This is a genomic window from Marinobacter sp. LV10MA510-1 (assembly GCF_002563885.1).
In the GTDB taxonomy this organism is placed as follows: domain Bacteria; phylum Pseudomonadota; class Gammaproteobacteria; order Pseudomonadales; family Oleiphilaceae; genus Marinobacter.
In genome coordinates, this window is record NZ_PDJA01000001.1 from 1,476,243 (window position 1) to 1,500,976 (window position 24,734).

General features: G+C 56.1%; 25 protein-coding genes. 18 read left to right on the forward strand and 7 right to left on the reverse strand.

Annotated features, from left to right (window positions below; all coding sequences use genetic code 11):
- Positions 1 to 39: 39 nt before the first annotated feature.
- A complete protein-coding gene (locus ATI45_RS07075) occupies positions 40 to 2,544 on the reverse strand; it encodes a DNA internalization-related competence protein ComEC/Rec2 (protein ID WP_098418869.1) in 2,505 nt (834 codons plus the stop codon).
- 79 nt (positions 2,545 to 2,623) lie between these two features.
- Here ATI45_RS07075 and ATI45_RS07080 point away from each other — a divergent pair, with 79 nt between their 5' ends.
- Positions 2,624 to 3,142: a DUF2062 domain-containing protein gene (locus ATI45_RS07080; protein WP_179888240.1), complete on the forward strand. Its 519-nt coding sequence runs from the start codon at positions 2,624 to 2,626 to the stop codon at positions 3,140 to 3,142.
- On the opposite strand, the gene ATI45_RS07085 is transcribed toward ATI45_RS07080, so the two are convergent.
- The gene (locus ATI45_RS07085) at positions 3,139 to 3,855 is read right to left on the reverse strand and encodes an ABC transporter ATP-binding protein (protein WP_098418870.1); all 717 of its coding nucleotides are present in this window, start codon (positions 3,853 to 3,855) and stop codon (positions 3,139 to 3,141) included. The two genes, ATI45_RS07080 and ATI45_RS07085, sit on opposite strands and share 4 nt — an antisense overlap.
- Positions 3,856 to 3,864: 9 nt before the next feature.
- On the reverse strand, positions 3,865 to 5,106 hold the full coding sequence (locus tag ATI45_RS07090) for a lipoprotein-releasing ABC transporter permease subunit (RefSeq protein ID WP_098418871.1): 1,242 nt from the start codon (positions 5,104 to 5,106) through the stop codon (positions 3,865 to 3,867).
- A gap of 119 nt (positions 5,107 to 5,225) precedes the next feature.
- Here ATI45_RS07090 and ATI45_RS07095 point away from each other — a divergent pair, with 119 nt between their 5' ends.
- The 8 genes from ATI45_RS07095 to infA all read left to right on the forward strand — a co-directional run bounded on the left by ATI45_RS07095 (position 5,226) and on the right by infA (position 11,280).
- Entirely contained in the window at positions 5,226 to 5,852 is a 627-nt protein-coding gene (locus ATI45_RS07095) for a PilZ domain-containing protein (protein WP_098418872.1), read from the forward strand.
- A gap of 40 nt (positions 5,853 to 5,892) precedes the next feature.
- Positions 5,893 to 6,207 (forward strand): hypothetical protein, encoded by a 315-nt coding sequence (locus ATI45_RS07100; protein WP_098418873.1) that lies wholly within the window; start codon positions 5,893 to 5,895, stop codon positions 6,205 to 6,207.
- 101 nt (positions 6,208 to 6,308) lie between these two features.
- Positions 6,309 to 7,358, forward strand: a complete 1,050-nt coding sequence (locus ATI45_RS07105) for an agmatine deiminase family protein (RefSeq protein ID WP_098418874.1) — start codon at positions 6,309 to 6,311, stop codon at positions 7,356 to 7,358.
- A gap of 84 nt (positions 7,359 to 7,442) precedes the next feature.
- Complete coding sequence (locus ATI45_RS07110) at positions 7,443 to 8,357, forward strand: AAA family ATPase (RefSeq protein ID WP_098418875.1); 915 nt, start codon at positions 7,443 to 7,445, stop codon at positions 8,355 to 8,357.
- Between the two features lie 223 nt (positions 8,358 to 8,580).
- Positions 8,581 to 9,534 (forward strand): thioredoxin-disulfide reductase, encoded by a 954-nt coding sequence (trxB, locus tag ATI45_RS07115; RefSeq protein ID WP_098418876.1) that lies wholly within the window; start codon positions 8,581 to 8,583, stop codon positions 9,532 to 9,534.
- A gap of 19 nt (positions 9,535 to 9,553) precedes the next feature.
- Positions 9,554 to 10,270, forward strand: coding sequence for a leucyl/phenylalanyl-tRNA--protein transferase (gene aat / locus ATI45_RS07120; RefSeq protein ID WP_098418877.1), 717 nt, complete (start codon positions 9,554 to 9,556; stop codon positions 10,268 to 10,270).
- Entirely contained in the window at positions 10,267 to 10,980 is a 714-nt protein-coding gene (locus tag ATI45_RS07125; RefSeq protein WP_098418878.1) for an arginyltransferase, read from the forward strand. The genes aat and ATI45_RS07125 overlap by 4 nt, the downstream gene beginning before the upstream one ends.
- An 81-nt stretch (positions 10,981 to 11,061) precedes the next feature.
- Complete coding sequence (gene infA / locus ATI45_RS07130; protein ID WP_007350942.1) at positions 11,062 to 11,280, forward strand: translation initiation factor IF-1; 219 nt, start codon at positions 11,062 to 11,064, stop codon at positions 11,278 to 11,280.
- A 75-nt stretch (positions 11,281 to 11,355) separates the two neighbouring features.
- On the opposite strand, the gene clpA is transcribed toward infA, so the two are convergent.
- Positions 11,356 to 13,623 (reverse strand): ATP-dependent Clp protease ATP-binding subunit ClpA, encoded by a 2,268-nt coding sequence (clpA, locus tag ATI45_RS07135; RefSeq protein ID WP_098418879.1) that lies wholly within the window; start codon positions 13,621 to 13,623, stop codon positions 11,356 to 11,358.
- Positions 13,624 to 13,641: 18 nt separating this feature from the next.
- Positions 13,642 to 14,001: an ATP-dependent Clp protease adapter ClpS gene (gene clpS, locus ATI45_RS07140; RefSeq protein WP_098421680.1), complete on the reverse strand. Its 360-nt coding sequence runs from the start codon at positions 13,999 to 14,001 to the stop codon at positions 13,642 to 13,644.
- A 309-nt stretch (positions 14,002 to 14,310) separates the two neighbouring features.
- On the opposite strand from clpS, the gene ATI45_RS07145 reads away from it, so the two are divergent.
- From ATI45_RS07145 to ATI45_RS07175, 7 genes are all read left to right on the forward strand, one after another.
- Positions 14,311 to 14,544, forward strand: coding sequence for a cold shock domain-containing protein (locus tag ATI45_RS07145; protein WP_098418880.1), 234 nt, complete (start codon positions 14,311 to 14,313; stop codon positions 14,542 to 14,544).
- 148 nt (positions 14,545 to 14,692) lie between these two features.
- Positions 14,693 to 15,349, forward strand: a complete 657-nt coding sequence (locus ATI45_RS07150; RefSeq protein ID WP_098418881.1) for a pseudouridine synthase — start codon at positions 14,693 to 14,695, stop codon at positions 15,347 to 15,349.
- A gap of 48 nt (positions 15,350 to 15,397) precedes the next feature.
- The gene (mnmA, locus tag ATI45_RS07155) at positions 15,398 to 16,618 is read left to right on the forward strand and encodes a tRNA 2-thiouridine(34) synthase MnmA (RefSeq protein ID WP_143751144.1); all 1,221 of its coding nucleotides are present in this window, start codon (positions 15,398 to 15,400) and stop codon (positions 16,616 to 16,618) included.
- The gene (gene hflD, locus ATI45_RS07160; RefSeq protein WP_098418882.1) at positions 16,615 to 17,241 is read left to right on the forward strand and encodes a high frequency lysogenization protein HflD; all 627 of its coding nucleotides are present in this window, start codon (positions 16,615 to 16,617) and stop codon (positions 17,239 to 17,241) included. The genes mnmA and hflD overlap by 4 nt, the downstream gene beginning before the upstream one ends.
- Positions 17,242 to 17,354: 113 nt before the next feature.
- Entirely contained in the window at positions 17,355 to 18,722 is a 1,368-nt protein-coding gene (gene purB / locus ATI45_RS07165) for an adenylosuccinate lyase (protein ID WP_098421682.1), read from the forward strand.
- 16 nt (positions 18,723 to 18,738) lie between these two features.
- Positions 18,739 to 19,890 carry a cupin domain-containing protein gene (locus ATI45_RS07170; RefSeq protein WP_098418883.1) on the forward strand — a complete coding sequence of 384 codons (1,152 nt, stop codon included), beginning with the start codon at positions 18,739 to 18,741 and terminating at the stop codon, positions 19,888 to 19,890.
- Positions 19,891 to 19,909: 19 nt separating this feature from the next.
- Positions 19,910 to 20,902 carry a GNAT family N-acetyltransferase gene (locus ATI45_RS07175; protein WP_098418884.1) on the forward strand — a complete coding sequence of 331 codons (993 nt, stop codon included), beginning with the start codon at positions 19,910 to 19,912 and terminating at the stop codon, positions 20,900 to 20,902.
- A gap of 64 nt (positions 20,903 to 20,966) precedes the next feature.
- On the opposite strand, the gene ATI45_RS07180 is transcribed toward ATI45_RS07175, so the two are convergent.
- Entirely contained in the window at positions 20,967 to 21,947 is a 981-nt protein-coding gene (locus ATI45_RS07180) for a LysR family transcriptional regulator (protein WP_098418885.1), read from the reverse strand.
- A 134-nt stretch (positions 21,948 to 22,081) separates the two neighbouring features.
- On the opposite strand from ATI45_RS07180, the gene ATI45_RS07185 reads away from it, so the two are divergent.
- On the forward strand, positions 22,082 to 22,855 hold the full coding sequence (locus tag ATI45_RS07185) for a hypothetical protein (RefSeq protein ID WP_098418886.1): 774 nt from the start codon (positions 22,082 to 22,084) through the stop codon (positions 22,853 to 22,855).
- Positions 22,856 to 22,863: 8 nt separating this feature from the next.
- On the opposite strand, the gene ATI45_RS07190 is transcribed toward ATI45_RS07185, so the two are convergent.
- Positions 22,864 to 23,346: a glutathione peroxidase gene (locus ATI45_RS07190; protein WP_098418887.1), complete on the reverse strand. Its 483-nt coding sequence runs from the start codon at positions 23,344 to 23,346 to the stop codon at positions 22,864 to 22,866.
- A gap of 170 nt (positions 23,347 to 23,516) precedes the next feature.
- Between ATI45_RS07190 and ATI45_RS07195 the strand changes: the two genes are divergently transcribed.
- Complete coding sequence (locus ATI45_RS07195) at positions 23,517 to 24,731, forward strand: pyridoxal phosphate-dependent aminotransferase (protein WP_098418888.1); 1,215 nt, start codon at positions 23,517 to 23,519, stop codon at positions 24,729 to 24,731.
- Positions 24,732 to 24,734: the final 3 nt, after the last annotated feature.

The window sequence follows — 24,734 nt, forward strand, 5'->3', positions numbered from 1 at the left end:
GCTACTTTAGCATAGCTGTCAGCATTTTCAGCATAGTGACTATTGTGTGACCTTGCGCAACCGTTCCAGACACTGCGCCCGTGCCAGACCCGGGCCGCTGATCCAGAATGGCGCATTCTGCTGCACCTGGCGGATGGCCAGCCCGGCGGAATTAACCTCCATAATCACCGCTCCGGCGCAAGCGGTATTAATCTGATGGCTACCCGTCAATGCATAACGGCGAGTTACCTGCGGGTGCGGGTGGCCGTAGCGATGGCGGTAGCCGGCGGTGTAAATGACAGTATCCGGCGACAGTGCCTGAACCAGAGCGTCGGACGACGACGTTTTGCTGCCGTGATGGGGCGCCAGCAGCACCCTGTTAATGGCCTTGTGCGCCCTTTGCGTTTTTTGTGCAGACTGATCATTCAAATAGCTCAGGTATTCGGCTTCCTCCCTGACGGTAATATCACCGGTGAGCAGCCACTCGGTCGCCGAAGCAGGGTCACGGATGCGCAGCACGCAGGAGGCACCGTTACCTTCTTTGGCGCGGCCTGAGCGCCAGAAGTCCAGCTCCAGCCGCCCTAACATCAGGGTCTGCCGCTTGCAGTCGTCCACGTTTCTGGCCAGCCCTGCCTGCTCCAGGCGATCGGCTGTTTCGCCCGCTTCACCGCTGATCAAACGCGCCAGCGGCAATTCGGTGACAAGCTGCTCCAGCCCGCCGCTGTGGTCGCCATCGGCATGGCTCACCACCAGCGTATCCAAGCGCTGCACCCCCAGCGCCCGAAGGTTGGGAAGTATCACCGACTCTACCGCCGAGAACACACCGGGAATGGCTGGGCCGGTGTCATACAGCAATGCCTGCTGCTGATGGCGCACCAGAACCGAAAGACCCTGGCCGACATCCCACACGATCACCTGTGGCAAAGGTACGGGGCGATTATCAACCGGCGCCTGAACCCACCAGTGCGACACTAACCAAAGCCCCAGTAACACCGCCAGCGCAAGACGAAAGCCCCGCTGCGGATACCACAAAGCCAGAAGTACAACCGCTGCCAACCCGATGGCCGCGCCAACACCCAGTTGAATTGTCGGGCTGCCCCAGCCCGCCAGCCACTGCAATCCTTGCCATAAAACCCCCAATACGGTGTCCAGAAGCAGCGTCACCCACACGCTGCTGGCGGGTACAAGCGCCACTAACAAGGCGCCGCACAACAGCAGCGGCATAACCACCATCGACACCCACGGAATGGCAAACAGATTGGCCACAAACCCCGCCAGCGGCTGATTCTGGCCCAGTAACAGCAGCCCCGGCCATAATCCGGCGAACATGGCAGTCTGCGCCAGCACCAGCGCCAGCACGCCCTGAACCACGCCAAGACGCCCAGAGAACACCAGTATCAGCACCGCCACCGCACAAAACGACAGCCAGAAGCCGGCGTCCAGCGGCGAAAATGGATCGGCAATCAACACCACTGTCAGCGCCAGCAGCAGGCTGCGCCAGGGCGGTATGTGCCAGCCTTGCAATAGCGCCCAGCCCAGTACACCGATCATTAACAGCGCGCGCCGGGTGGGCACGGTAAAGCCGGACATTAACGCGTAGGCCAGGCAGCCGACCATCACCGCGCCAAACACCAGGCGCCGCCTGGCACGTTCAGACAACATGAATTCGGGCACCCCCAACGCACACCGGCGCGCTACCCATCCAATACCCAAAGCCACCAGCCCCAGATGCAGGCCCGAAATCGCCACCAGGTGAATGGTGCCGGTGGCTTTCAGAGTGTCCCAATGGGCGGGGGTCATGGCGCCGCGATAGCCAATCAGCAAAGACGACAACAACGGGAAATGCCTGGCTTCGCCAAACTTCGCCGTCACCCAGTTCAGCAGGCGGCGGTGCTGGTAGCGGTAACGGCAGTGCAGGCCACATTCAATACTGGCATCCGGCACCACCGTGCGCACACTTCCGGTGGCGCGGTAACCGTGACGGAACAGCCAGTCTTCATAGCGGAAACCGGTCAGGTTCAAGCCACCGTGGGGGCGTTTAAGCACAACCGTTATATTCAGAGTGTGACCGGGTAACTGATCCGGATGGTCGCCGTACCAGGCCAGCCGCAAGCGGGAGGGTAAAGAGTGCGCCGGTAATGGCGCTTGCACGTTACGCTGGTAAGCGTTTTCCACTAGGCAGAAATCGAACTTTAAACTGTCAAAACTGCCCCGAGCGGGAAGACTGCAGACATAACCGGACACCTCCAGCGGCACCCTTTCCCATGCCGCCGGCAGGCGCTCATGCAAGCGCTGACTGGCGTGCCATGAAGCCCAGGCGGTGCCCGCTAACAGCACCGCAAGCAGCATAAAAGCCATGCGACCCCAGCGGTGAGGAAGCAAAAGCGCCAGCAGGCCGCAACCTGCCATAGCCGCAAACAGCCATTGCCACGCTGGCAACACCGACAACCGATACAGTAAGATAACGCCGCAACAGAACGCAATTAGCAAAGGCTCGACAACAAGGCCTCGCGGGCTGCGAGACAGCGGGCGGTTTGAGTCGTCACTGAAAAAATCGCCGGACATTCCTTGTCCTCCTGAATTATGGCATCGGCGTTGTCCCTAACACCGGTCGTTTACACGTCTATAGGCAGAACAACTTCTTATGCCGAAGAAGTTCATGAAACGCTATTTGCCGTCTCCGGAAAAGGTGAGGCAAATGAAATCGCTGAATTTTCTGGGCGATATCGTACGGGAACCCAATCTGTGGCATATCAACCGCCACAGTGTGGCTCGTGCGTTTCTGGTAGGCGTGTGGTTCTGCTTTATTCCGATGCCTTTCCAGATGCTTGCATCGGCGCTTTTCGCGATCTGGCTCAACGCCAACCTGCCGCTGGCGGTGGCGCTGGTGTGGATCAGCAACCCGGTTACCATGCCCCTGATTTTTTACTTCAACTACAAACTGGGGGCCTGGATGCTGAGCCGGCCGCTGCTGGAATTTGAATTCTCGCCGTCACGGGCGTGGGTCAGTGAACGCCTGCTGGATATTGGCGTACCGCTTTACCTGGGCTCGCTGGTTGTGGCTACGGTGTCTGCCTGCTTCGCTTATTTGATCATTCAGTTGTTATGGCGCAGACAAGTCCGCGCCAACTGGAGTCTGCGCCGGGGGCAACGCCGCGACTAGCCCTCGTGCACCAAACGCCCCTGCTCCAGCCGCATAACCCGCCCCAGGCTTCGTGCCATCGACATATCGTGGGTCACCATCACAAACGCCATACCAAACTGATCGCGCAGCGATTCGATCAATGCGCGCACACCGGCACCGGTGTGTTCGTCAAGATTGCCGGTGGGTTCGTCCATCAAAACGCAGTCGGGCTCGTTCACCAGGGCTCGGGCAATGGCCACGCGCTGGCGCTCACCGCCAGACAGTTCGCCCGGCTTGTGCTCCAGACGTGCGCCCAACCCCACACTGTTAAGCAGAACAGCGGCCTTCTTGCGCGCTACCGCCACGCTGACACCACCCAGCACGCAGGGCATCATCACGTTCTCAAGCGCGGAGAACTCCGGCAACAAATGGTGAAACTGGTATACAAACCCAAGATGCTTATTGCGAAAGCGCGCCCGCGCGGCTTCCGACAGTTTGTAAATTTCCTTACCGCAAATTTCGATATGGCCCGTTGACGGGCGGTCTAGCCCGCCTAGCAAGTTCAGCAGCGTGGTTTTTCCGGAGCCGCTACTGCCCACAATGGCAATGGTTTCACCGGCGGTGACTTGCAACGAGATGTCGGAAAAGATCGTCAACTTTTCCGGGCCCTGGTTATAGGTGCGGGTCACTTGATTGCAATCAATAACCCAGTTCGCGGTGTTAGCCGTTACGTCTTTTATGCTTTTGCTCATAGGTTGGCTCTATTCATATCTAAGCGCGTCTGCCGGGTCGATACGAGACGCACGCCAGGCCGGGTAAATAGTGGCCAGCAGACTCATGGCCAGGCCACTACCGCTGATGATCATGACGTCTTCCCACAGCAGCTGGGACGGCAAGTAACTGATAAAATACACATCGGCACTGAGGAACTGATGGCCCAGTGCGCCCTCCAACCAGCTGATGAAACCGCTGATGTTGAGCGCACCCAGAATACCAAGCACAGTGCCCACCAAGGTTCCGAAAATGCCGATGACCGCGCCCTGCACGATAAAAATGCGCATGATGCGCGCGGGAGTCGCGCCCATGGTGCGTAAAATGGCAATGTCTGCGGTTTTGTCGGTAACCACCATGACAAGAGTGGACACAATATTGAACGCCGCCACCGCCACAATGAACATCAGCAACACGCCAATCATGGTTTTTTCCATTCGTATGGCCTGGAATAGATTGCCGTGGGTGCGGGTCCAGTCGGATACGTAATAGCGCCCGGTAAGCAGCTGCGCCGCTTGCTCTGCCACCCGCGGCGCGGCGAACAGGTCGTCTACCAGCAAGCGGATACCTTGGGCTTTACCGTCTGTACGCATCAGCTTGGCGGCGTCGTCCATATGAATCAGAGTATAACTGCCGTCTAGTTCGGCTCCCACGCTGAACACGCCCTTTACAGTAAAGCGCTTCAATCGCGGCAATACGCCAGCCGGCGTTACCGACACTTCAGGCAGCACCACGGTTATTTTGTCACCCAGCTGCAGACGCAGGCTGGACGCCAAAAAGCGCCCTATAATGATGCCGAATTCGCCAGACTTCAGATCGTCCAGGCTGCCCTGCTCCATGTGGTCTTCAATAATCGATACGGTTCGCTCCTGATCTGGCAAAATGCCGTTTAACAGCACGCCGCGCACCTCTCCGCCGCCGGTGACCATAGCCTGGCCCTGAATAAACGGCGCCGCCGCCAACACTCGCGGGTGTTTCTCGACTGCTGCGTCTACCGCTTCCCAGTTTTCAAGCGGGCCGGCGCCCTCGATAATAGCGTGGGGCACCATACCCAGAATTCGCTGTTTCAGCTCGCGATCGAAACCGTTCATGACTGACAGCACGATAATCAGCACCGCAACGCCCAGCATCAAGCCGATCATAGAGGTGAGTGAAATAAACGAAATAAAGTGATTGCGGCGTTTGGCAGCGGTATAGCGCAAGCCGATATAAAATGATAAAGGTTTAAACATAAAGCCTTGCCTGCTGCTGGCTGCGACTAATTCGTGATTGATTGAACCCGGTCGTGTTAATGCCGCGCCGGGAACTGCTAAACTTCACCCTACAAACGAACATCCGTATCGGAGTCCTAATGACCCAGTGCAACGATGACAGCGCCAATGCGAAGAAACAACGCGAACGGCGGGATTACTTTAGAATAAACGACCGGATTGGGTTGGAGGTGCACAAACTGCCCACCAGTACCCAAGACGATTTTAGTGCCTTCGAAAATACCCCGCTCACCAGCTTACAGGCAGAATTCCAACGTCTTGACCATGACATCAAAACCCAACTTGCCGGCTTAAGCGAGCGCGACCGGGCGTTGCAAAGCCTGTTAAAAGCGTTCAACTCCAAGCTGGATATTCTGGCGCGCATTATGGCCTTTGAGCAAAATCCGTTGCAACCGGAGCATTGGCACCAAACCACGCTCAGCGAGGGTGGCGTTGCCTTTATTAGCAACGATGACAGCTTGCAGGTAGGTGACCATATTGCCATACGCCTGACTCTGCCGCCGGAACTGCTCCAGCCCCGGGCCGTTGGCGAAGTAGTCGGCGTTAACACCAAAGACCGCGACGGCACACGGATTCGCATCCGCTTTGTTCGCTTGGAAGACAGTGACCGTCAACAGCTGGCGCGCCACATCATGCGCTGGCAAATTCGCCAGCGCCAGCAACCGAATACCGGAACTGCCGAGGCGAATGACCAGAGCGCAGACTAAATTACGTTTTATTCATTTCTGCTGAGGAGTCATTCTGATCATGAAGACCTATCACTTTTGGCGCCCTTTGTTGCGAGCAGGCCTGTTATCTGCCGCTCTGGCGACGACCCTGTCGGTGATGTCTGCCAGTGCTCAGGAATTGATTATTCCGCTCGGCCAGCAGGGCGACCGCGATGTCATGTCACTGCCACAGACCGGCATGAAAGCCGAGCGCGTGCGCGAGCGCTGGGGCTCACCCGGGTCAACCGGCGGCCCGGTAGGCCAGCCTCCCATCAGCCAGTGGCACTATCCCGCTTTTGTGGTGTATTTCGAGAGCGAGCGGATTATCCGCGCGGTTATGAAGCGCACGCCCTGACACAGACACAGAAAAGGCCGAAAAGTTTTGCCAGTAGATCCTGACGTGCCGGCGGCTGTCCGTTAGAATGGTTTTTTTCAACAGGTAAAGGTACTGGCCCAGTGAACTCGAAGCCGTTATTGCCCGCAGAGTGGGCGCCGCAGAGTGCGGTGATGCTGACCTGGCCCCACCGGAAAACCGCTTGGGCCAGCAATCTGGCACAGACAGAGCCGGTATTCATGGCCATTGCGCACGCGGTTTTGCGCTTCGAATCCCTACTGATCAGCTGCGAAGACCCAGAACAGGCGCAGCGACTGCAGGAACACCTAAATCAGTATGCAGAAACCGCTGGAGTGGCATTCCGCGCGCTGGTTCTGGTTGTGCCGTCAGACGATAGCTGGGCGCGGGACCACGGCCCTCTAACGGTGCTCACGTACCAAGGTTCCAGGCTGATTGATTTCAGTTTTAACGCCTGGGGCAATAAATTTCCGTGGGGCAAAGACAACGCCCTGAACAACAGGCTGCTCAGGGCCGGCGCGTTTGACGGCAGCACCCTGAAGAGTGTCGACTTCATTCTGGAAGGCGGCGCCATCGACACCGATGGCGAAGGCACTCTGCTGACCACCAGCGAATGCCTGCTAAGTCCCAGCCGCAATCCCGATTACAGCCGCAGCGGCATGGAGCAGCTTTTTAGCCAGTTACTGGGCATTCGCCGGGTGCTCTGGCTTAATCACGGTTACCTGGCCGGCGACGATACCGACAGCCACATAGACACCCTGGCACGGTTTTGTGCACCCGACCACATCTGCTATGTCGCCTGCCCTGATGAAAACGACGAGCATTATGGCGCCCTTAACGCCATGGCCGAAGGCCTGCGCGAATTCCGCCAAGCCAATGGTGAGCCCTACCGGCTAACACCTCTGCCATGGCCCGATGCTATTTATAACGAAAACGGCCAGCGCCTGCCGGCCACTTACGCCAACTTTCTGATCATCAACGGCGCGGTATTGCTGCCGGTATACGATGTGCCCCAGGATGCGGCAGCGATCGCCACACTGCAGAGCCTGTTCCCCAGCCGTGAAATCATCGCTATACCCTGTCGGCCGCTGCTTCAGCAAGGTGGCAGCCTGCACTGCGTGACGATGCAATTGCCGGCGGGCGTGATGACCTAATAGCGCCGCACCTGTTCTTTCCTGAGCGGCCGGCGTATTGCCTGCTACGCAGACATTTAAAACAGGTAAAAGATTGATCAGAATATGAACAAATCGATAAATCATATCGTCCATGAACTCAATGGTATTCTGCTGGGCAAAGACCAGCAGGTTCGCCTGGCGCTTTGCAGCTTGTTCGCCGGCGGCCATTTGCTGATTGAAGACATTCCCGGCATGGGTAAAACCACGCTTGCCCACGCTCTGGCGCACATAATGGGGCTGCGCTATCAACGCATTCAATTTACTAATGATTTGTTGCCGGCGGACGTACTGGGCTATTCAATTTATGATAAGGCCGCCGGCAGCCTGGTTTTTCATCCGGGGCCAATTTTCGCCCAGTTGATCCTGGCCGACGAAATCAATCGCGCCTCACCCCGTACCCAGAGCGCTCTACTGGAGGCAATGGAAGAACGGCAGGTGTCGATTGAAGGTGAGACCCGGCCCCTTCCCCAGCCGTTTTTTGTGATTGCCACCCAAAACCCCATCGAGCAAGGTGGTACATTCGCGCTGCCAGAGAGCCAACTCGACCGGTTTTTGATGCGTTTGCACCTGGGCTACCCTGACCCCCAGGCAGAACGTCAGTTACTGGAAGGCGAAGACCGCCGCAGCCTGACCAAGCGCCTGCCCACTCTGTTAGCTGAAAAGCAGCTGAAACACATTCAACAAACAGTGCTGCAGGTAAACACCAGCCCCGCGCTGCTGGATTACGTACAGCGCCTGCTGGAAGCCAGCCGCAACATTCCGGGCCTGCTTTACGGCCTGTCGCCGCGCGCCGGTTTGGGCCTGCTGCGCGCAGCCAAAGCCTGGGCGTTTATGCAGGGCCGTGATTACGTGCTGCCAGACGACGTACAGGCAGTGTTTGCGGCGGTGGCAGAGCACCGTCTGGAACAGGGCGAAAGCGGCAAAAGCCGGGAGCGGGTGCAACGCTTGCTGGCCGGCGTATCGGTGCTTGGCGACTGAATCTAATGGGTGCCTGGCGACTGAACCCATAGAGCGGGCGTATCGGCAGAATTGGCCAAAACAACTGGCAAGCGCACCGGCTATTCATGATAGCCTTTAACTCTTCCTACTGAACTTTCTAAGCTTTCTAAGCTTTCTAAGCTTTTTAAACTTTTTAAATTTCGTGCCGCTGCCATAACGGGCTGCGGGCACAATGACCACACGCGTATCAAGTGAGAACAGCATGAGCACCAGCACACACTCCCGCCTGATTATTCTGGGTTCCGGCCCTGCCGGCTATACCGCTGCCGTTTACGCAGCCCGCGCCAACCTGAAGCCGACATTGATCACCGGTATTGAAGTGGGTGGCCAGTTGACCACCACCACAGACGTCGATAACTGGCCCGGTGACAACGACGGCGTGCAGGGACCAGAGTTAATGCAACGCATGTTGAAACATGCGGAACGCTTTGAAACTAAAATCATTTATGACACGGTAAATGAAGTTGATTTGAACCAGCGTCCGTTTCGCTTGAAGGGCGACAGCGGGGAGCACACCTGCGATGCGCTGATCATTTCTACCGGCGCCTCAGCCATGTACCTGGGGCTTGAGTCGGAAGAGAAATTCAAGGGCCAGGGTGTGTCGGCCTGTGCAACCTGTGACGGCTTTTTCTATCGCAACCAGAAGGTAGCGGTTATCGGCGGCGGCAACACCGCCGTTGAAGAAGCCCTGTACCTGTCCAACATCGCCGCCGAAGTGACGCTGGTGCATCGCCGCGACAGCTTGCGCGCAGAAAAAATTCTGCAGGACAAATTGTTTGAAAAAGCTGCCAACGGCAATGTCCGGATCATCTGGGATCATACCCTGGACGAAGTGCTGGGTGATGGCACCGGCGTAACCGGTATGCGCATCCGCAGCATGAAAGACGACTCCAAGCAGGACATGGAGCTTTCCGGTGTGTTTATCGCTATTGGCCATAAACCCAACACCAGCCTGTTCGAGGGTCAGCTGGAAATGACCAATGGCTATTTGCACATCCGCTCCGGGTTGGACGGCATGGCGACCCAGACAAGCGTGCCCGGCGTGTTTGCGGCCGGTGACGTTGCCGATCATGTGTATCGCCAGGCGGTAACCTCGTCCGGTTTTGGCTGTATGGCAGCGTTGGACGCCGAACGTTATCTGGACCTACAAAGCTGAGCTGAACAGCGAATACACTATGACGTCTCTGCCCTGGTTGCCTGAACATGTGCTGTGGTTCCCCCCGCCGGAAAGCGCGCTGGCGGAACCCGACGGCCTGCTGGCTGCCGGCGGCGATTTGAGCAGCAAGCGCCTGATGCTGGCCTATGAAAACGGTATTTTTCCCTGGTACAGCGACGACCAGCCCATACTCTGGTGGTCACCCGATCCGCGCTGCGTCATTTTTCCGGAAAATATCCACATTTCCCGCAGCCTGCGCCGCAGCCTCAACAAAGGTTATTTCACGATAACCGCAGACCGGGCCTTCAGCCGGATTATGCGCCTGTGTGGATCTACCCGTGCCGAAGGCACCTGGATTACCGAAAACATGCTTCAGGCCTACAACAAGCTGCATCGGGAGGGCATTGCCCACTCTATTGAAGCCTGGAACCCGCACGGCGAATTGGCGGGCGGCATGTACGGCATAGCGCTGGGCAGCTGTTTTTTTGGCGAGTCTATGTTCTCGCTGGAAACCAACGCGTCCAAGGTATTAATGGTGCACCTTGCCAACCAGCTGCGGCAGTGGGGATACCGGATTATTGACTGCCAGATAGCCAGCGATCACCTGTTGAGCATGGGCGCACAAACACTACCGCGAACGGAGTTTCTGGCCCTGCTCGGCCGCTATACAAAACAACCACCGGCAGTGGCAGACTGGCAGTTTCAATGGCGTTGGCCAGGCTCGGAGGGTGAATGAGCAATTTGACAACACTGGTGTTCTTTGCAACGCCCGCTCACGACTGCAGCTATCTGCCAGGTCGCCAATCCACCACCATGTTTGTAGATCCTAAAGCAGAGGTTAACCGCACGCTTTACAGCCAGCTGACGGCTCTTGGCTTTCGCCGCAGCGGCTCACACTATTACCGCCCCCACTGTGAAAACTGCCAGGCCTGTATTCCTGTCAGGGTACCCGTGGCAGAGTTTATCCCCGACCGCAACCAACGCCGGGTCTGGAAAAAAAACGCTGATGTAGCCTGCGCGCTGGTGCCAGCCGCCTATACGGAGCAATGGTATCGGCTTTATGCCCGCTACATTGAGCTGCGCCACAAAGACGGCGACATGTACCCGCCATCACGAGAGCAGTTCATGGCGTTTCTGGTGGAAGGCCAGACCGATTCCTGGTTTCTGGAAATGACCCTGCATGGCGAGCTTATCGGGTTGGCGGCGGTTGACCGTCTGGACGACGGCCTGTCGGCTATCTATACCGTGTTTGAACCGGACATGGATCATCGCAGCCTGGGCACCTTCGCGGTACTCTGGCAAATTGAAGAGGCCCGGCGCCAGCAGCTCAGCCATGTGTATCTGGGGTACTGGATTCTGGAATGTCGCAAAATGAACTACAAAAGCCGCTTCAAACCCATCGAGCAGTTCACGGATAACCGCTGGCAAGCGCTCGATAGCAACTGACTTTTGCTAAACGGCTCGAAATCAGGCAGTATTACGCAATTTAAAATTACGGAAAGTATTCCAAAACGAGGTTTTTACTGAATGGCGAAGACAGATGTCATTGAAATGGAAGGCGTTATTATCGATACGCTACCAAACACCATGTTCCGTGTTGAGCTGAGCAACGGCCACGTTGTGACCGCACACATCTCTGGAAAGATGCGCAAGAACTACATCCGCATCCTGACCGGCGATAAAGTCAAAGTGGAACTGACGCCATACGACCTGAGCAAAGGCCGCATCGTTTACCGCGCGCGTTAATTTTCGAGCACGTATTCATAGAAAAGCCCGCAATTGCGGGCTTTTCTTTTTTCCGGACTAAAACTCAATCGATGGTCACACCGCTTCTGCGGGTTCCGGCTCGTATTCGAACACCAGTTCGTCATTTTCGAGGTGCACAAACACTTCACCGCCTTTCTCGGCCAGTCGACCAAACAGGATCTGCTCGGCCAGGGGCCGCTTGATCTTGTCCTGAATCAACCGTGACATCGGCCTTGCACCCATGGCCACATCGTAGCCCTTGTCGGCTAGCCACAGCTTGGAAGGTTCGTCTACGTGCAACACCACGTGCTTGTCGTCCAGCTGGGCCTGCAGTTCGGTGAGGAACTTGTCCACCACGTGAGTGATGGTCTGGCGCTGCAGATCCGCAAACTGAATAATGCCATCCAAACGGTTGCGGAATTCAGGCGTAAAGGTTTTGCTGATGACTTCCATGCCATCGCTGCGGTGATTTTGCTCACTGAAGCCCATGGAGCGACGGGCCATGCTTTCGGCACCGGCGTTGGTCGTCATCACCAGGATTACGTGACGGAAGTCGGCTTTACGACCGTTGTTGTCCGTCAGCGTGCCGTGGTCCATTACCTGCAGCAGCAGGTTAAACACCTCTGGGTGAGCCTTTTCAATTTCATCCAGAAGCAGTACGCAGTGCGGATGCTTGTTCACCGCTTCGGTTAGCAGACCGCCCTGGTCAAAACCGACGTAGCCCGGCGGGGCTCCAATCAGGCGTGACACGGTGTGGCGCTCCATGTACTCGGACATATCAAAGCGCACCAGCTCGATACCCAACACCTTGGCCAACTGCTTGGTGACTTCGGTTTTACCGACACCGGTGGGGCCGGCAAACAGGAACGCACCTTCCGGTTTTTCCGGTGATTTGAGCCCGGCGCGAGCCAGCTTGATGGCCGTAGACAGGGATGCGATGGCCGGGTCTTGCCCGAACACCACCATTTTAAGGTCCCGCTCCATATTACGCAGCACATCTTTGTCACTGGTGGACACGCTCTTGGGTGGGATGCGTGCAATATTGGCCACGACTTCCTCAATTTCTGCCACATCGATCACTTTTTTGCGTTTGTCTTCGCTCATCAAGCGCTGATGAGCGCCGGCCTCGTCGATCACGTCTATGGCCTTGTCAGGCAAGTGCCTGTCATTGATGTAGCGTTCAGACAGCTCTGCGGCCACCCGCAGGGCTTGATCGGTGTAGGTTAAATCGTGATGCTTCTCAAAATTTGGTTTCAGACCTTTTAGGATCAGATAAGTGTCTTCGACGCTGGGTTCGTTGACATCAATTTTCTGGAATCTGCGAGCCAGGGCAGCATCTTTTTCAAATATACCGCGGAATTCCTGGTAGGTGGTCGAACCAATGCAGCGCAGCTCACCCGAGCCGAGCATGGGTTTGAGCAGGTTCGACGCGTCCATCACGCCACCCGACGCCGAGCCGGCGCCAATAATGGTGTGAATTTCATCGATAAACAAAATAGCGTGTTCCTGCTTTTTCAGATCCGACAGCAGACCTTTCAAACGCTTTTCAAAATCACCGCGGTACTTGGTACCCGCCAGCAGCGCTCCGAGATCCAGCGAGTACACCACCGCATCGGCAATCACTTGCGGGACCTGAGCATCCACAATGCGCTTGGCCAGCCCTTCGGCAATGGCGGTTTTACCAACGCCGGCCTCGCCGACCAACAGGGGATTGTTTTTGCGGCGGCGCACCAGAATCTGCACCACACGCTCGACTTCGTGCTCGCGACCGATTAGCGGATCGATACGGCCCAGGCGGGCCTGTTCATTCAGGTTGGTGGTGTAATTTTCCAGGGGTGTGGACTGCGTCGCTTCTTCGCCGCTCTCCTCTTGGGCAGCCTCGCGGCCTTCCTGATCCTCGGCACCCTGAACTCGGGAAATGCCGTGAGACACAAAATTTACCACGTCAATGCGCGCTACGTTCTGCTTTTTCAGCAGGTAAACCGCCTGGCTTTCCTGCTCACTAAAGATCGCCACCAGCACGTTGGCGCCGGTTACCTCTTTTTTGCCAGACGACTGCACGTGGAAAACCGCACGCTGCAGCACACGTTGAAAGCCCAAGGTTGGCTGGGTTTCTCGATCGCCGTCAGAATCCGGAATGAGTGGCGTTGTAGAGTCAACAAATTCAAGCAGTTCCTGTTCTAGCAGGCCTAACTCTGCGCCGCACGCTTTCAGAACTCCCACTGCCGAATCGTTGTCCAAAAGGGCCAACAGCAAATGCTCTACTGTCATGAATTCGTGACGTTTGTCACGGGCATTCTTGAAGGCCGAATTCAATGTAAGTTCAAGATCTTTGCTCAGCATGGGCTACTCCAAAAGCTATCAATCTGCACGTTCAATTTCGCACAACAGCGGGTGATCACATTCTGACGAATACTGATTCACCTGGGCTGCTTTGGTTTCTGCGATATCCCGGGAATACACACCACATACGGCTTTGCCTTGCGTATGGACGAGAAGCATCACCTGTGTTGCCTTTTCTTCATTCATTCCGAAGAAAGTCGTTAACACCTCCACCACGAAATCCATAGGAGTGTAGTCGTCGTTTAAAAGAATCACCCGGAACTGCGCAGGCCGCTTCAGGGCTGGCTTTTCCGGCGCCACACTGAGCTGGTCGTGGCGACCCGGCTCACTTTCATCTCCCTGATTCCATATTAGTTGAGAATTTTCAATCATTCGCATCATTCTTTACCGAATTTGCCGGTGCCTTACTAGTAATGTGGGTGTGGTCCCCCGCTTTTTCAAGCAGGCTGGTGTTCCGTGTAGATGAAGTATATCCCCCACATGGAACACAGGGCCGCGGCCTTGGCTTCTATAAGTACGCACATGATACCGGTTCCGGACTGCCTTCAACCACTCAAAACCTCTACGGCGGGCAGTTGACTGCAGCTCTGTATTGAACCAAAGTTCATAGCAATGTAAAAAAATGTTACCCAGCTCCAGAATTCAACAATAATAACTACTGACAGCACAGGTACAGGGGAGTTCAACATGCCCAGCGGCAAAGTGAAATGGTTCAACAACGCCAAAGGTTACGGTTTCATCATTGAGGACGGCTGCAGTGACGACCTGTTCGCTCATTTTTCGGCCATTCAAATGGATGGCTATAAAACCCTGAAGGCCGGCCAGGCGGTCAGTTTCGAGAAAAAACCGGTGGATGACGGTGTTCACGCCATCAACATAACGCCGCTGCTGCAAGCAAGCCACAGTGTCTCGTCTGGCTGAGCGATAAATCTGCCGGGTTTGTGCGAATCCAAAAAGACTGGCGGTTGTGAAATCCTGCATCTGCGGTAGTCTCTGCAGCCAGTTTCCTTTCGTTAGCAGCAGAAACCTTTAGAGAGACCTTTAGAGAAACCCTCAGAGAGCCCCTTAAATGGCCGAATTGATTCTGTTCAACAAGCCGTTTCAGGTACTCAGCCAGTTTACCGATGAGCGGCAGCCTTCCGGCAAGCCCCGGCGAGCCACCCTGGCTGACTGGATCAACCAGCCGGGCATATATCCTGCCGGTCGATTAGATTATGACTCCGAGGGCCTGCTATTACTGACCTCAGACGGCCAGCTACAGCATCGCATCGCCTCACCCCACCGCAAGATGGAAAAAACCTACTGGGTTCAGGTTGAAGGCACCATTAACGCTCAAGCTCTGCGTCAGCTGGAACAAGGTGTAAAGCTGAAAGACGGCCTGACGCTCCCGGCCCTTGCCCGAGCCATGGACGAACCGGCGGTTTGGTTGCGCAATCCCCCTGTACGTTTTCGCCAGAACATTCCCACCAGCTGGCTGGAACTGACCATCTGCGAAGGCCGTAATCGCCAGGTAAGACGCATGACCGCGGCGCTGGGTTTTCCTACGTTGCGACTTATCCGTTATCGCATTGGTGACTGGAACCTTGGCTTACTTGAACCCGGCCAGTTCAGCTCAACAACCGTGAATATGACCGCGACCGCAGTGCCCGCGCAGTGCACAAGGTATCAGCGCGGCTTGATAGCGACATTATTGCCGCTGGATCTGATTCACGACCCACAGACGTGACGACTGCAAGCTGATAAAATAATCCGCTTTTACTGACACAGAGCCGTTATGACCGAGTTCCATACAGCCGTAAACACCCTGCCGGGCGCTATTCAAAATACTAGCCCAAACACCAGCCGCGTTATCGTCGGCATGTCCGGCGGTGTCGATTCCTCCGTTGCCGCCTGGCTACTGAAAGAACAGGGTTATCAGGTAGAAGGCCTGTTCATGAAGAACTGGGATGAAGACGACGGCACCGAATATTGCACCGCCATGACCGACCTGGCCGATGCCCAGGCGGTGGCCGACCACATCGGTATAAAGCTGCATACCGCCAGCTTTGCGGCGGAATACTGGGACCGGGTGTTCGAGCATTTTCTCAGCGAATACAAAGCCGGCCGCACCCCAAATCCAGACATTTTGTGCAACAAGGAAGTGAAATTCCGCGCCTTTCTGGATTACGCGATAACACTGGGTGCCGACTACATTGCCACCGGACACTACACCCGCCAATGCCCTCTTGGTGACGGTTCCGGCAAGGCTCAGCTGTTGAAAGGCCTCGACGGCAACAAAGACCAAAGCTACTTCCTGCACGCGGTATCTGGCGATCGCATTGCCCGCACCTTGTTTCCCGTGGGCGAACTGGAGAAACCGGAAGTGCGCCGCATTGCCGAAGCGCAAGGGTTTGTCACACACGACAAAAAAGACTCTACCGGCATCTGCTTTATTGGCGAGCGCAAGTTCACTGACTTCCTGAAACAGTACCTGCCGGCCCAGCCTGGCAATATTGAAACACCGGAAGGCCATGTTATTGGCCGCCACCAAGGCCTGATGTACCACACCATTGGCCAGCGCCAGGGCCTTGGTATTGGCGGTTTGAACGGCTACAACGATGAGCCCTGGTACGTAGCGGAAAAAGATCTGACCCGTAACGTGTTGATTGCCGCCCAGGGCAAAAACCACCCGCTGCTGTTTTCCCGCGGCCTGGTGTCTGGCCCCGTCGACTGGGTTGCTGCGGAGGCGCCCAGCGCTCAGTTCCGCTGCATGGCCAAAACCCGCTATCGCCAGCCCGACCAGCTGTGTGAGGTAACGGTTATCGACGGCGGCGCAAAAGTGGTGTTCGACGATGCCCAGCGCGCAGTGACGCCTGGTCAATCGGTGGTATTTTACGATGGCGAGATTTGCCTGGGTGGCGGCGTAATCGAACACACCTGGCGCGATGGCGAACCACTGCCAGCGCGCCTGACCACCGAGTCAACGAACGAATTGAAGTCAGGAGCGCAGTCATGAGCCGCACACTGCACGACCAGACCCTGGCCCTGGCCGGCGTTTTTCAGGCCGCGAATCTGGTTACCCAGATTGCCCATGACGGCATTTGCGACGCAACCGATCTGGAAACCTGCCTACGCTCACTGTTCGCCACTGACCCGGCGACCACACTGGACGTTTACGGCGGGGAACTGCGCGACTTGAGCCTGGGGCTAAATACGTTGATTCGTGTGCTCAGCGAGCAAAGCAAGCCTACCGACATCGAAATACTGCGCTACGTGCTGAACCTGATCCAACTGGAGTCCAAGCTCAACAGCAGCAAAGACATGATGTCGGTGCTGGGCAGCCGGATTGAGCAGGCACGTCACACGGCCAGTCATTTTGGTTACGTACACAGCAATCTGATCGGCAATCTGGCGTCAGTGTATACCGACACCATCAGCACCTACCGCCAGCGCATTCAAGTCGGCGGTACGCCGGCTATTCTGCAGCGGGAAGAGAACGCCGCTAAAATACGGGCGCTGCTGTTGGCCGGTATCCGCTCTGCGGTGCTCTGGCGGCAAACCGGCGGGCGCCGCTGGCAACTGATCTTTACCCGCAAAAAAGTGATTGCCCACGCCGGCGAATTGCTGAAAACCGGTTAATGTCCCGTTTGACTCATTCGTAAACCGGCCAAGCTGATTCCGCCAGGCCGCTGGTGTATTATACCGCCCTGACTTTTACCGCCCCCGCTTCAAACATTTTTGAGAGGTTTTCGATGGAACTCACCGCCCTGACCGCCATTTCCCCGGTGGACGGACGCTACGGCAGCAAAGTTAGCGTTTTCCGCGACATCTTCAGTGAGTATGGCCTGATCAGAAACCGCGTAACCGTCGAAATCCGCTGGCTGCAAAAACTGGCTGCCCATCCGCAAATTCAGGAAGTTCGCGCATTTTCTGTTCACGCAGACGCCGCTTTGAACGCCCTGGTCAGCGAATTCGGTCTAGCCGACGCCCAGCGCATAAAAGATATTGAACGCACCACCAATCACGATGTGAAAGCGGTGGAATACTTCATCAAAGAAAAAATCGCCGGCAACGCCGAACTTCACGCAGTCACCGAATTTGTTCACTTTGCCTGCACTTCGGAGGACATCAACAACCTGTCCCACGCATTAATGCTGCGCGAAGGCCTGGACAGCGGCATGCTGCCAGCGATGACAAAAGTTATAGACCAGATCGCCAGGCTGGCACACGACCACGCTGCCCAGCCCATGCTGTCGCGCACACACGGCCAAACCGCGTCGCCCTCGACCGTGGGTAAAGAACTGGCCAACGTGGTCCACCGCCTTCGGCGCCAGCTAGCGCAGATCAAAAATGTGGAATTGCTGGGTAAAATCAACGGCGCTGTAGGCAATTACAACGCTCACTTGTCGGCCTATCCGGACATTGACTGGGCGGAAAACGCAAAAACGTTCATTGAAGGCCTAGGGTTGAATTTCAACCCGTACACCACTCAGATTGAACCCCACGATTACATCGCCGAACTGTACGACGCGGTTGCCCGCTTCAACACCATTTTGATCGACTTGGACCGCGACATCTGGGGCTATATTTCTCTGGGTTATTTCAAGCAGAAAACCGTCGAAGGCGAAGTGGGTTCGTCCACCATGCCACACAAAGTTAATCCCATTGACTTCGAAAACTCCGAAGGCAACCTGGGCATTGCCAACGCCTTGCTAAGCCATTTGTCAGCGAAGCTGCCGATCTCGCGCTGGCAGCGTGACTTGACCGACTCCACGGTGCTGCGCAACCTGGGCGTGGGATTTGCCCACAGCCTGATTGCCTATGAATCGACCCTGAAAGGCTTGAGCAAGCTGGAACTGAACGCCGCGCGCCTGGACGCCGACCTGAACCAGGCCTGGGAAGTTCTGGCGGAACCGATTCAGACCGTCATGCGCCGTTACAATATTGAAAAGCCTTACGAAAAGCTGAAAGCCCTGACCCGCGGCAAAGCCATGAGCGCCGAGGTTATCCAGAGCTTTGTCAGCAGCCTGGACATTCCCGAGCAGGCCAAAGCTGAACTGATGGCGATGACGCCCGGCAGCTACATTGGCAACGCCGTAGACCAAGCCCGCAACATCTGAAAACCGGAGTAACACCATGGACATGCTTAGCGGAATAACCCCTGCAGAGTTTTTACGGGACTACTGGCAGAAAAAACCCCTGGTTATCCGCCAGGCGTTTCCCGGCTTTGAAAGCCCCGTGAGCGCCGACGAGCTGGCAGGGTTGGCCTGTGAAGAAACCGTAGAATCGCGCATCGTGATTGAAGACGATGCCGGCAAACCCTGGCAAGTACATAACGGCCCGTTCAACGAAGAGCGTTTCAGCAAGCTGCCAGAGCAAAACTGGACCCTGCTGGTGCAGGGCCTTGACCACTGGGTACCGGAAGTCGCCGATTTGCTGGAGCACTTCCGCTTTGTACCCAACTGGCGGCTGGACGACATTATGGCCAGCTACGCGCCGAAAGGCGGCAGCGTAGGCCCCCATTACGACCAGTATGACGTGTTCCTGCTGCAGGCTCAGGGTAACCGGCGCTGGATGTTCGGCGGTGAATGCGGCTCTAAGTCGCCGCGCCTGGAAGGCACGCCGCTGCGTATTCTAAGTGATTGGCAGGGCGAGGAAACGGTTATTCTAGAGCCGGGTGACATGCTGTACCTGCCCCCCGCCATTGGCCACCATGGCATAGCCGAAGACGAGTGTATTACTCTGTCAGTGGGCTTTCGCGCGCCCACAGTCGACGATTTGCTCACCGGCTTTACCGACTTCCTGTGCAACCAGCCTGATGCGGCCGAGCACATGAACGATCCGGACCTGGCTATGCAGGACAATCCCGGTGCCATCGCACCGGTTGTGATTGACCGCCTGGAAGCCCTGATACAGGAAAAAATAGGCGACCGGCGCAACCTGTCATTGTGGTTCGGCCAATTTGCCACCGCTCCCAAGAGCGTGGAAACCGTGGTGCCCGCCGATGAGCCTGCCGCCAGCGAAGACCTGCAAGCAGCGATACAGGCCGGTGAACAGGTGCGCTGGAACGAAGGCTCTCGTTTTGCCTTTCACGAACTGGACAACGAAACCGCACTGTTTATAGACGGTGAGCAATACCTGCTGCGCGGCGATGCCCGCCCTTTTGCGCCGATGCTTTGCGCTGGCGCCCGGGTTGACGTGCAGGCACTGGCAGCCTTCGCCGAAGACGACGCTATCCTTGGGCTGCTCACCAATCTGTACAACCAGGGCTCAATCTACTTCGAATAAGCAGCCGCACGAGGCTCCGATGAATCTGCACATTCGAAAATACGACTGGCACAGTGCGCCACCGCAAATTCGTAGGATTCGCCAGCGGGTATTTGTGGAGGAGCAGAACGTGCCACCGGAGCTGGAGTGGGACGCCACCGACCAGAGCGCCGAGCACTTTCTGGCAGTGGTGGATGGCAACAAGGCGGCCGCCACAGCGCGCCTTTACGGCATTCCGGGTGCCACTGGCTTCATCGGGCGCATGGCGGTGCTGCCGCAGTACCGCGGCCAACAGATTGGCCAGGCACTGTTGCAGCATCTGATTTGCCACGGCGCGGCATATTACTCCCAGCTGCAGCTGTCGGCGCAGCAGCACGCTGTCAAATTTTATCAGCGTGCCGGTTTTCACCTGTGTTCAGACCAGTATGACGATGCAGGCATCGCGCATTTCGACATGCGTTGCCTGGCGCCTTCTGTGCTGGCCGAAGAGCTGGTGGCGGAACCGGTCGAGAAACGGCCTGGCATTCGCAAATTTCCAATGAACCTTGGCAACGATTCCCGCAGCTGGCTGTTCGAGCGGCCGCAGCAACTGGTAGAGCTGATGCACAGCCTGGCGGGACAGGCCCGGCAGCGATTATGGCTGTACGACAACACGCTGGACTTCGACCTTTACGACCAGTCGCGCTTTTGCGAGTTGGTGTCGCGGATGGCCAGACGCCATAGGCATAGCGATGTCCGTCTACTGATTCAAGATGACAAAGCCCTGACTCAACGCCAGCACGGGCTAGTTGAGTTAATGCGACGGCTGCCAAGCAGGATCGAACTGCGGCTATTAAGCGACGCCACTCCACCAAACAAAGAACCCTTTGTTCTGGCCGACCGCCAGGGTGTGCTTTGCCGCCACGAGTTTGGCGGCAACCAGGGATTTGCCAACTTTGCCGACGGCGGACGGGTTAAGCGCTTGGAAAAGCGTTTCTTGCAAATGTGGAACACCAGCCAGCGCTCTGCGGAGCTACGGGTTCTTTCTCTCTAATGTTTAAGGCGGCCGCAGGCGCTTTAGTTTTTAAAGCAACTGCGGGCGCTTTCTAACGTTTAAATCAGCCGCGTTCAAAGGGTGTGCCGAATTCGGCAAACTCTGCGTCTACCTCTTCAGCCACCTCAGCAATCAGCCGGCGCAGCCATTGGTGGTCGGCGTTGTGTTGCAGCAGGGGGCTCCAGGCCATTTTCAGATCGAACGGCGGAATGTCAAAGGGCGGCACCTTGAACACCAGGTGCGGATTGTCACGCTGAAGCCAGGCCGCCCGTGATGGCAGCGTGGCTACCAGGTCGTGCTGCTCGGCCAGCAGCATGGCCACCTGGTAGTGGCGGGTAAACACTGATATCTGCCGTTTATGGCCAATCCTGGCCAGAGCTTCATCAACCCAGCCCAGGCGCTGCACGTCTTTCGGATTTACCCCTACCCCCACACCAAAACCTGTCTTACTGACCCAGATGTGACTTGCTTGCAGATAGCTTTCCAGGGTAAACGACTGTTTTAAAATCGGGTTTTCGGCATTCATCAGGCAGGCAAAATATTCGCTCCACAGGGTTTTCTGGTGAAACGACTGTGGAATTTTGTCGAAGCGGTTGATGGCCATATCCAGCCTGCCCTGTTCCACGTCCAGAAAACTGACGTCGCTGGGAGTTAATACATCCAGGGTCACCTGTGGCGCTTCCTGGCGTATGCGTCGCAGTACTCGTGGCATCAGGCAGGATTCAGCGTAATCACTGGCCATAATACGAAAAACACGCTGGCTGTTCATCGCGGAAAACGGGGTTTTATCCTGCATCACCTGCTCGATGCTGGACACAATCGAACGCACCACGGGCTGCAGTTCCCGGGCTCTTTCGGTGGCGGTCATGCCTTCGCTGGTGCGCACCAGCAAAGGGTCACCAAACAACTCCCGTAACCGTCGCAAGCCGTTACTCATGGCGGGCTGAGTAATGCCCAGATGGTTGGCCGCCTTGGTTACATTGCACTCCCGCAGCAGCACGTCCAGGTACACCAACAGATTCAGATCTACGCGGGAAATATCCAAGGCCTGCTCTCCTTCACATTTAACAACATTTTCAAGCCTTCACATTTAAAAACATTCTTAAGGCGCTATTTCTGATACCCTTTTTATCATCATTCAACATGCGCCAGCTTGCCGACGGAGGCTCGTCGTAACTCATGGAAACTTTAACACTTGTTCTGCTACTAGCAGCCGTGGTTGCCATTGCCATTACCGTGGTCACCATAAGCCATCTGCGTGAAAAAGCCCGCATTCAGCGCATTCGCCGCATTGCCACGCTTGAAGAGAACTACAAACTGGCCGACCGGCTTCTAACGGAACTGCCCGGCCAGTATCTGACCAGTGATTTGAAACTGGTGCTGATCAAACAAATGGAGCACAGCTGCAATGGCCTGGCAACCCTGAACACCGCCCTGCCAATTGACAAACGGCGCGATGCTCTGGGCCAGCTGAAACAGCAGATACGCGACGGTACAGACAAAACGGTGCCCGTGCGCATAGAGTCACCGCAAAAAGCCACCGCGGTCAAAGATCTACTGCAAAGCCTGTTCGCTCTGTTAGAAACAATGCACAAGGCCGGCAGGCTGGACGCTGCCACGGCGCGGAAGAACTTGAAATACGTGCTGTTTCTGGTGCATAAAACCCACACCGATCTGCATGTTTTTCAGGCCCGGGATTATGTGCGCCAGAACGAAATACGTAAAGCCATTCACGCCTACCATCTGGCCAGCACCGAAATGGGCAAATCTGCGGATAACCCCGTGGCCATGAAAGCCGTGAAAAGCTTCCGCACCCGCATCAAGGAACTGGAAGCGTTGACCGGCACAGAGACCGACAGCGCAAACCTTGACGCTCACCGCAAGCACGATAAAGAGTGGGACACCCTTCTGGAAGACGACAGCTGGAAGAAAAAAGCCAACTACGACGACTAGAAACGCGACTAACCCAACGCTTTTTCGATGTCAGCACGAATATCGGCAGGCTTGGTGGTGGGCGGGTAGCGCTTGAGTATCTTGCCATCGCGATTCACCAAAAACTTGGTAAAGTTCCACTTCACTTGCTCGGACCCAAGCAACCCCGAGGCCTCATGCTTTAGATAGCGGTAAAGCGGATGGGTATTATCGCCGTTTACTTCAACTTTGGCAAACATCGGAAAGCTGACGCCGTAATTCAGTGAACAGAACTGACCGATGCTGTCGTTGCTGCCCGGATCCTGGTTCATAAACTGATTGCAGGGAAAACCCAGCACTTCCAGGCCCTTATCAGCCAGATCACTATAAAGTGCCTGCAGCCCCTCAAATTGCGGTGTGAAACCGCATTTACTGGCGGTATTCACAATCAACAAGACTTTGCCCTGGTAAACCGCCATGCTTTGGGCATTACCGCGAATGTCTTCTACCTCAAAATCGTATATACCGGCCATCGCGCTGTTCCTTCTATCTGAAATGCGGTGGAATCGTGTCGAGCGCCAAGCTTAGCACTATTCATCATAATTCAACTGTTGTTCAGGGCACCCGCTCCATTAGAATGAATGGATACTCATTATTTTCGCTATTAACCGCAACATACGCCATTAGAGAGGGTCGACCGGGCATGCAGAATTATCACAAATCCACCAAACTGGACAATGTGTGCTACGAGATACGCGGCGTGGTTCTGCGTGAAGCGAGGCGCCTGGAAGAAGAAGGCCACCGCGTACTGAAGCTGAATATCGGTAACCCGGCCAGCTTCGAGCTCGATGTACCTGAAGAAATTCAGCAAGACGTCATCTACAACATGCACCAGGCCCAGGGATATGTGGAATCCAAGGGCCTGTTTTCCGCGCGCAAAGCGGTAATGCACTATTGCCAGCAGCGCGGCATCGACAAAGTCGACATTGATGACATTTACCTGGGTAACGGCGTCAGCGAACTGATCGTCATGTCGATGCAGGCGATGCTCAATACCGGCGACGAAGTGTTGATTCCCGCGCCTGACTACCCGCTGTGGACCGCCGCGGTGGCACTTTCCAGTGGCAAGCCTGTGCACTATCACTGCGATGAACAGCAGGGCTGGTTTCCGGATATTGACGACATTCGCCGCAAGATCACCAAACGCACTCGCGCCATTGTATTGATCAACCCCAACAACCCCACGGGCGCGGTCTATTCTACCGAGCTGCTACACCAGGTGATTGAGCTGGCACGGGCCCACAACCTGATCATTTTGTCTGACGAGATTTACGACAAGATTCTTTACGATGGTGTGAAGCACGTCTCTACCGCATCCCTGGCCGATGACGTGCTCTTTTTCACCTACAATGGCCTGTCGAAAAATTATCGTGCTGCAGGCTATCGCTCCGGCTGGATGATCATCAGCGGCGCCAAACATAAAGCGAAAGACCTGATTGAGGGCATCGAAATGCTCTCGAATATGCGTTTATGCGCCAACGTGCCCGCGCAACTGGGCATTCAGACGGCCCTGGGGGGATACCAGTCCATCAACGACCTGGTCATTCCCGGCGGCCGCCTGTTCGAGCAGCGCCAGACCGCCTGGGAATTGCTCAACGACATTCCCGGCGTCACCTGCGTAAAGCCCCAGGGCGCGCTTTATCTGTTTCCACGCCTGGACCCCAAACGCTACCCCATCGTCAATGACGAAAAACTGGTGCTGGACCTGTTGATTCAGGAAAAGATACTGCTAGTACAGGGTTCCGCTTTTAATGTAACAGACAGGCAACATTTGCGGGTTGTGTTCCTGCCGCGCAAAGACACTCTGGCCGATGCCGTCGGTCGCCTGGGGCGATTCCTGGAACAATACAGCCAGTAAGGC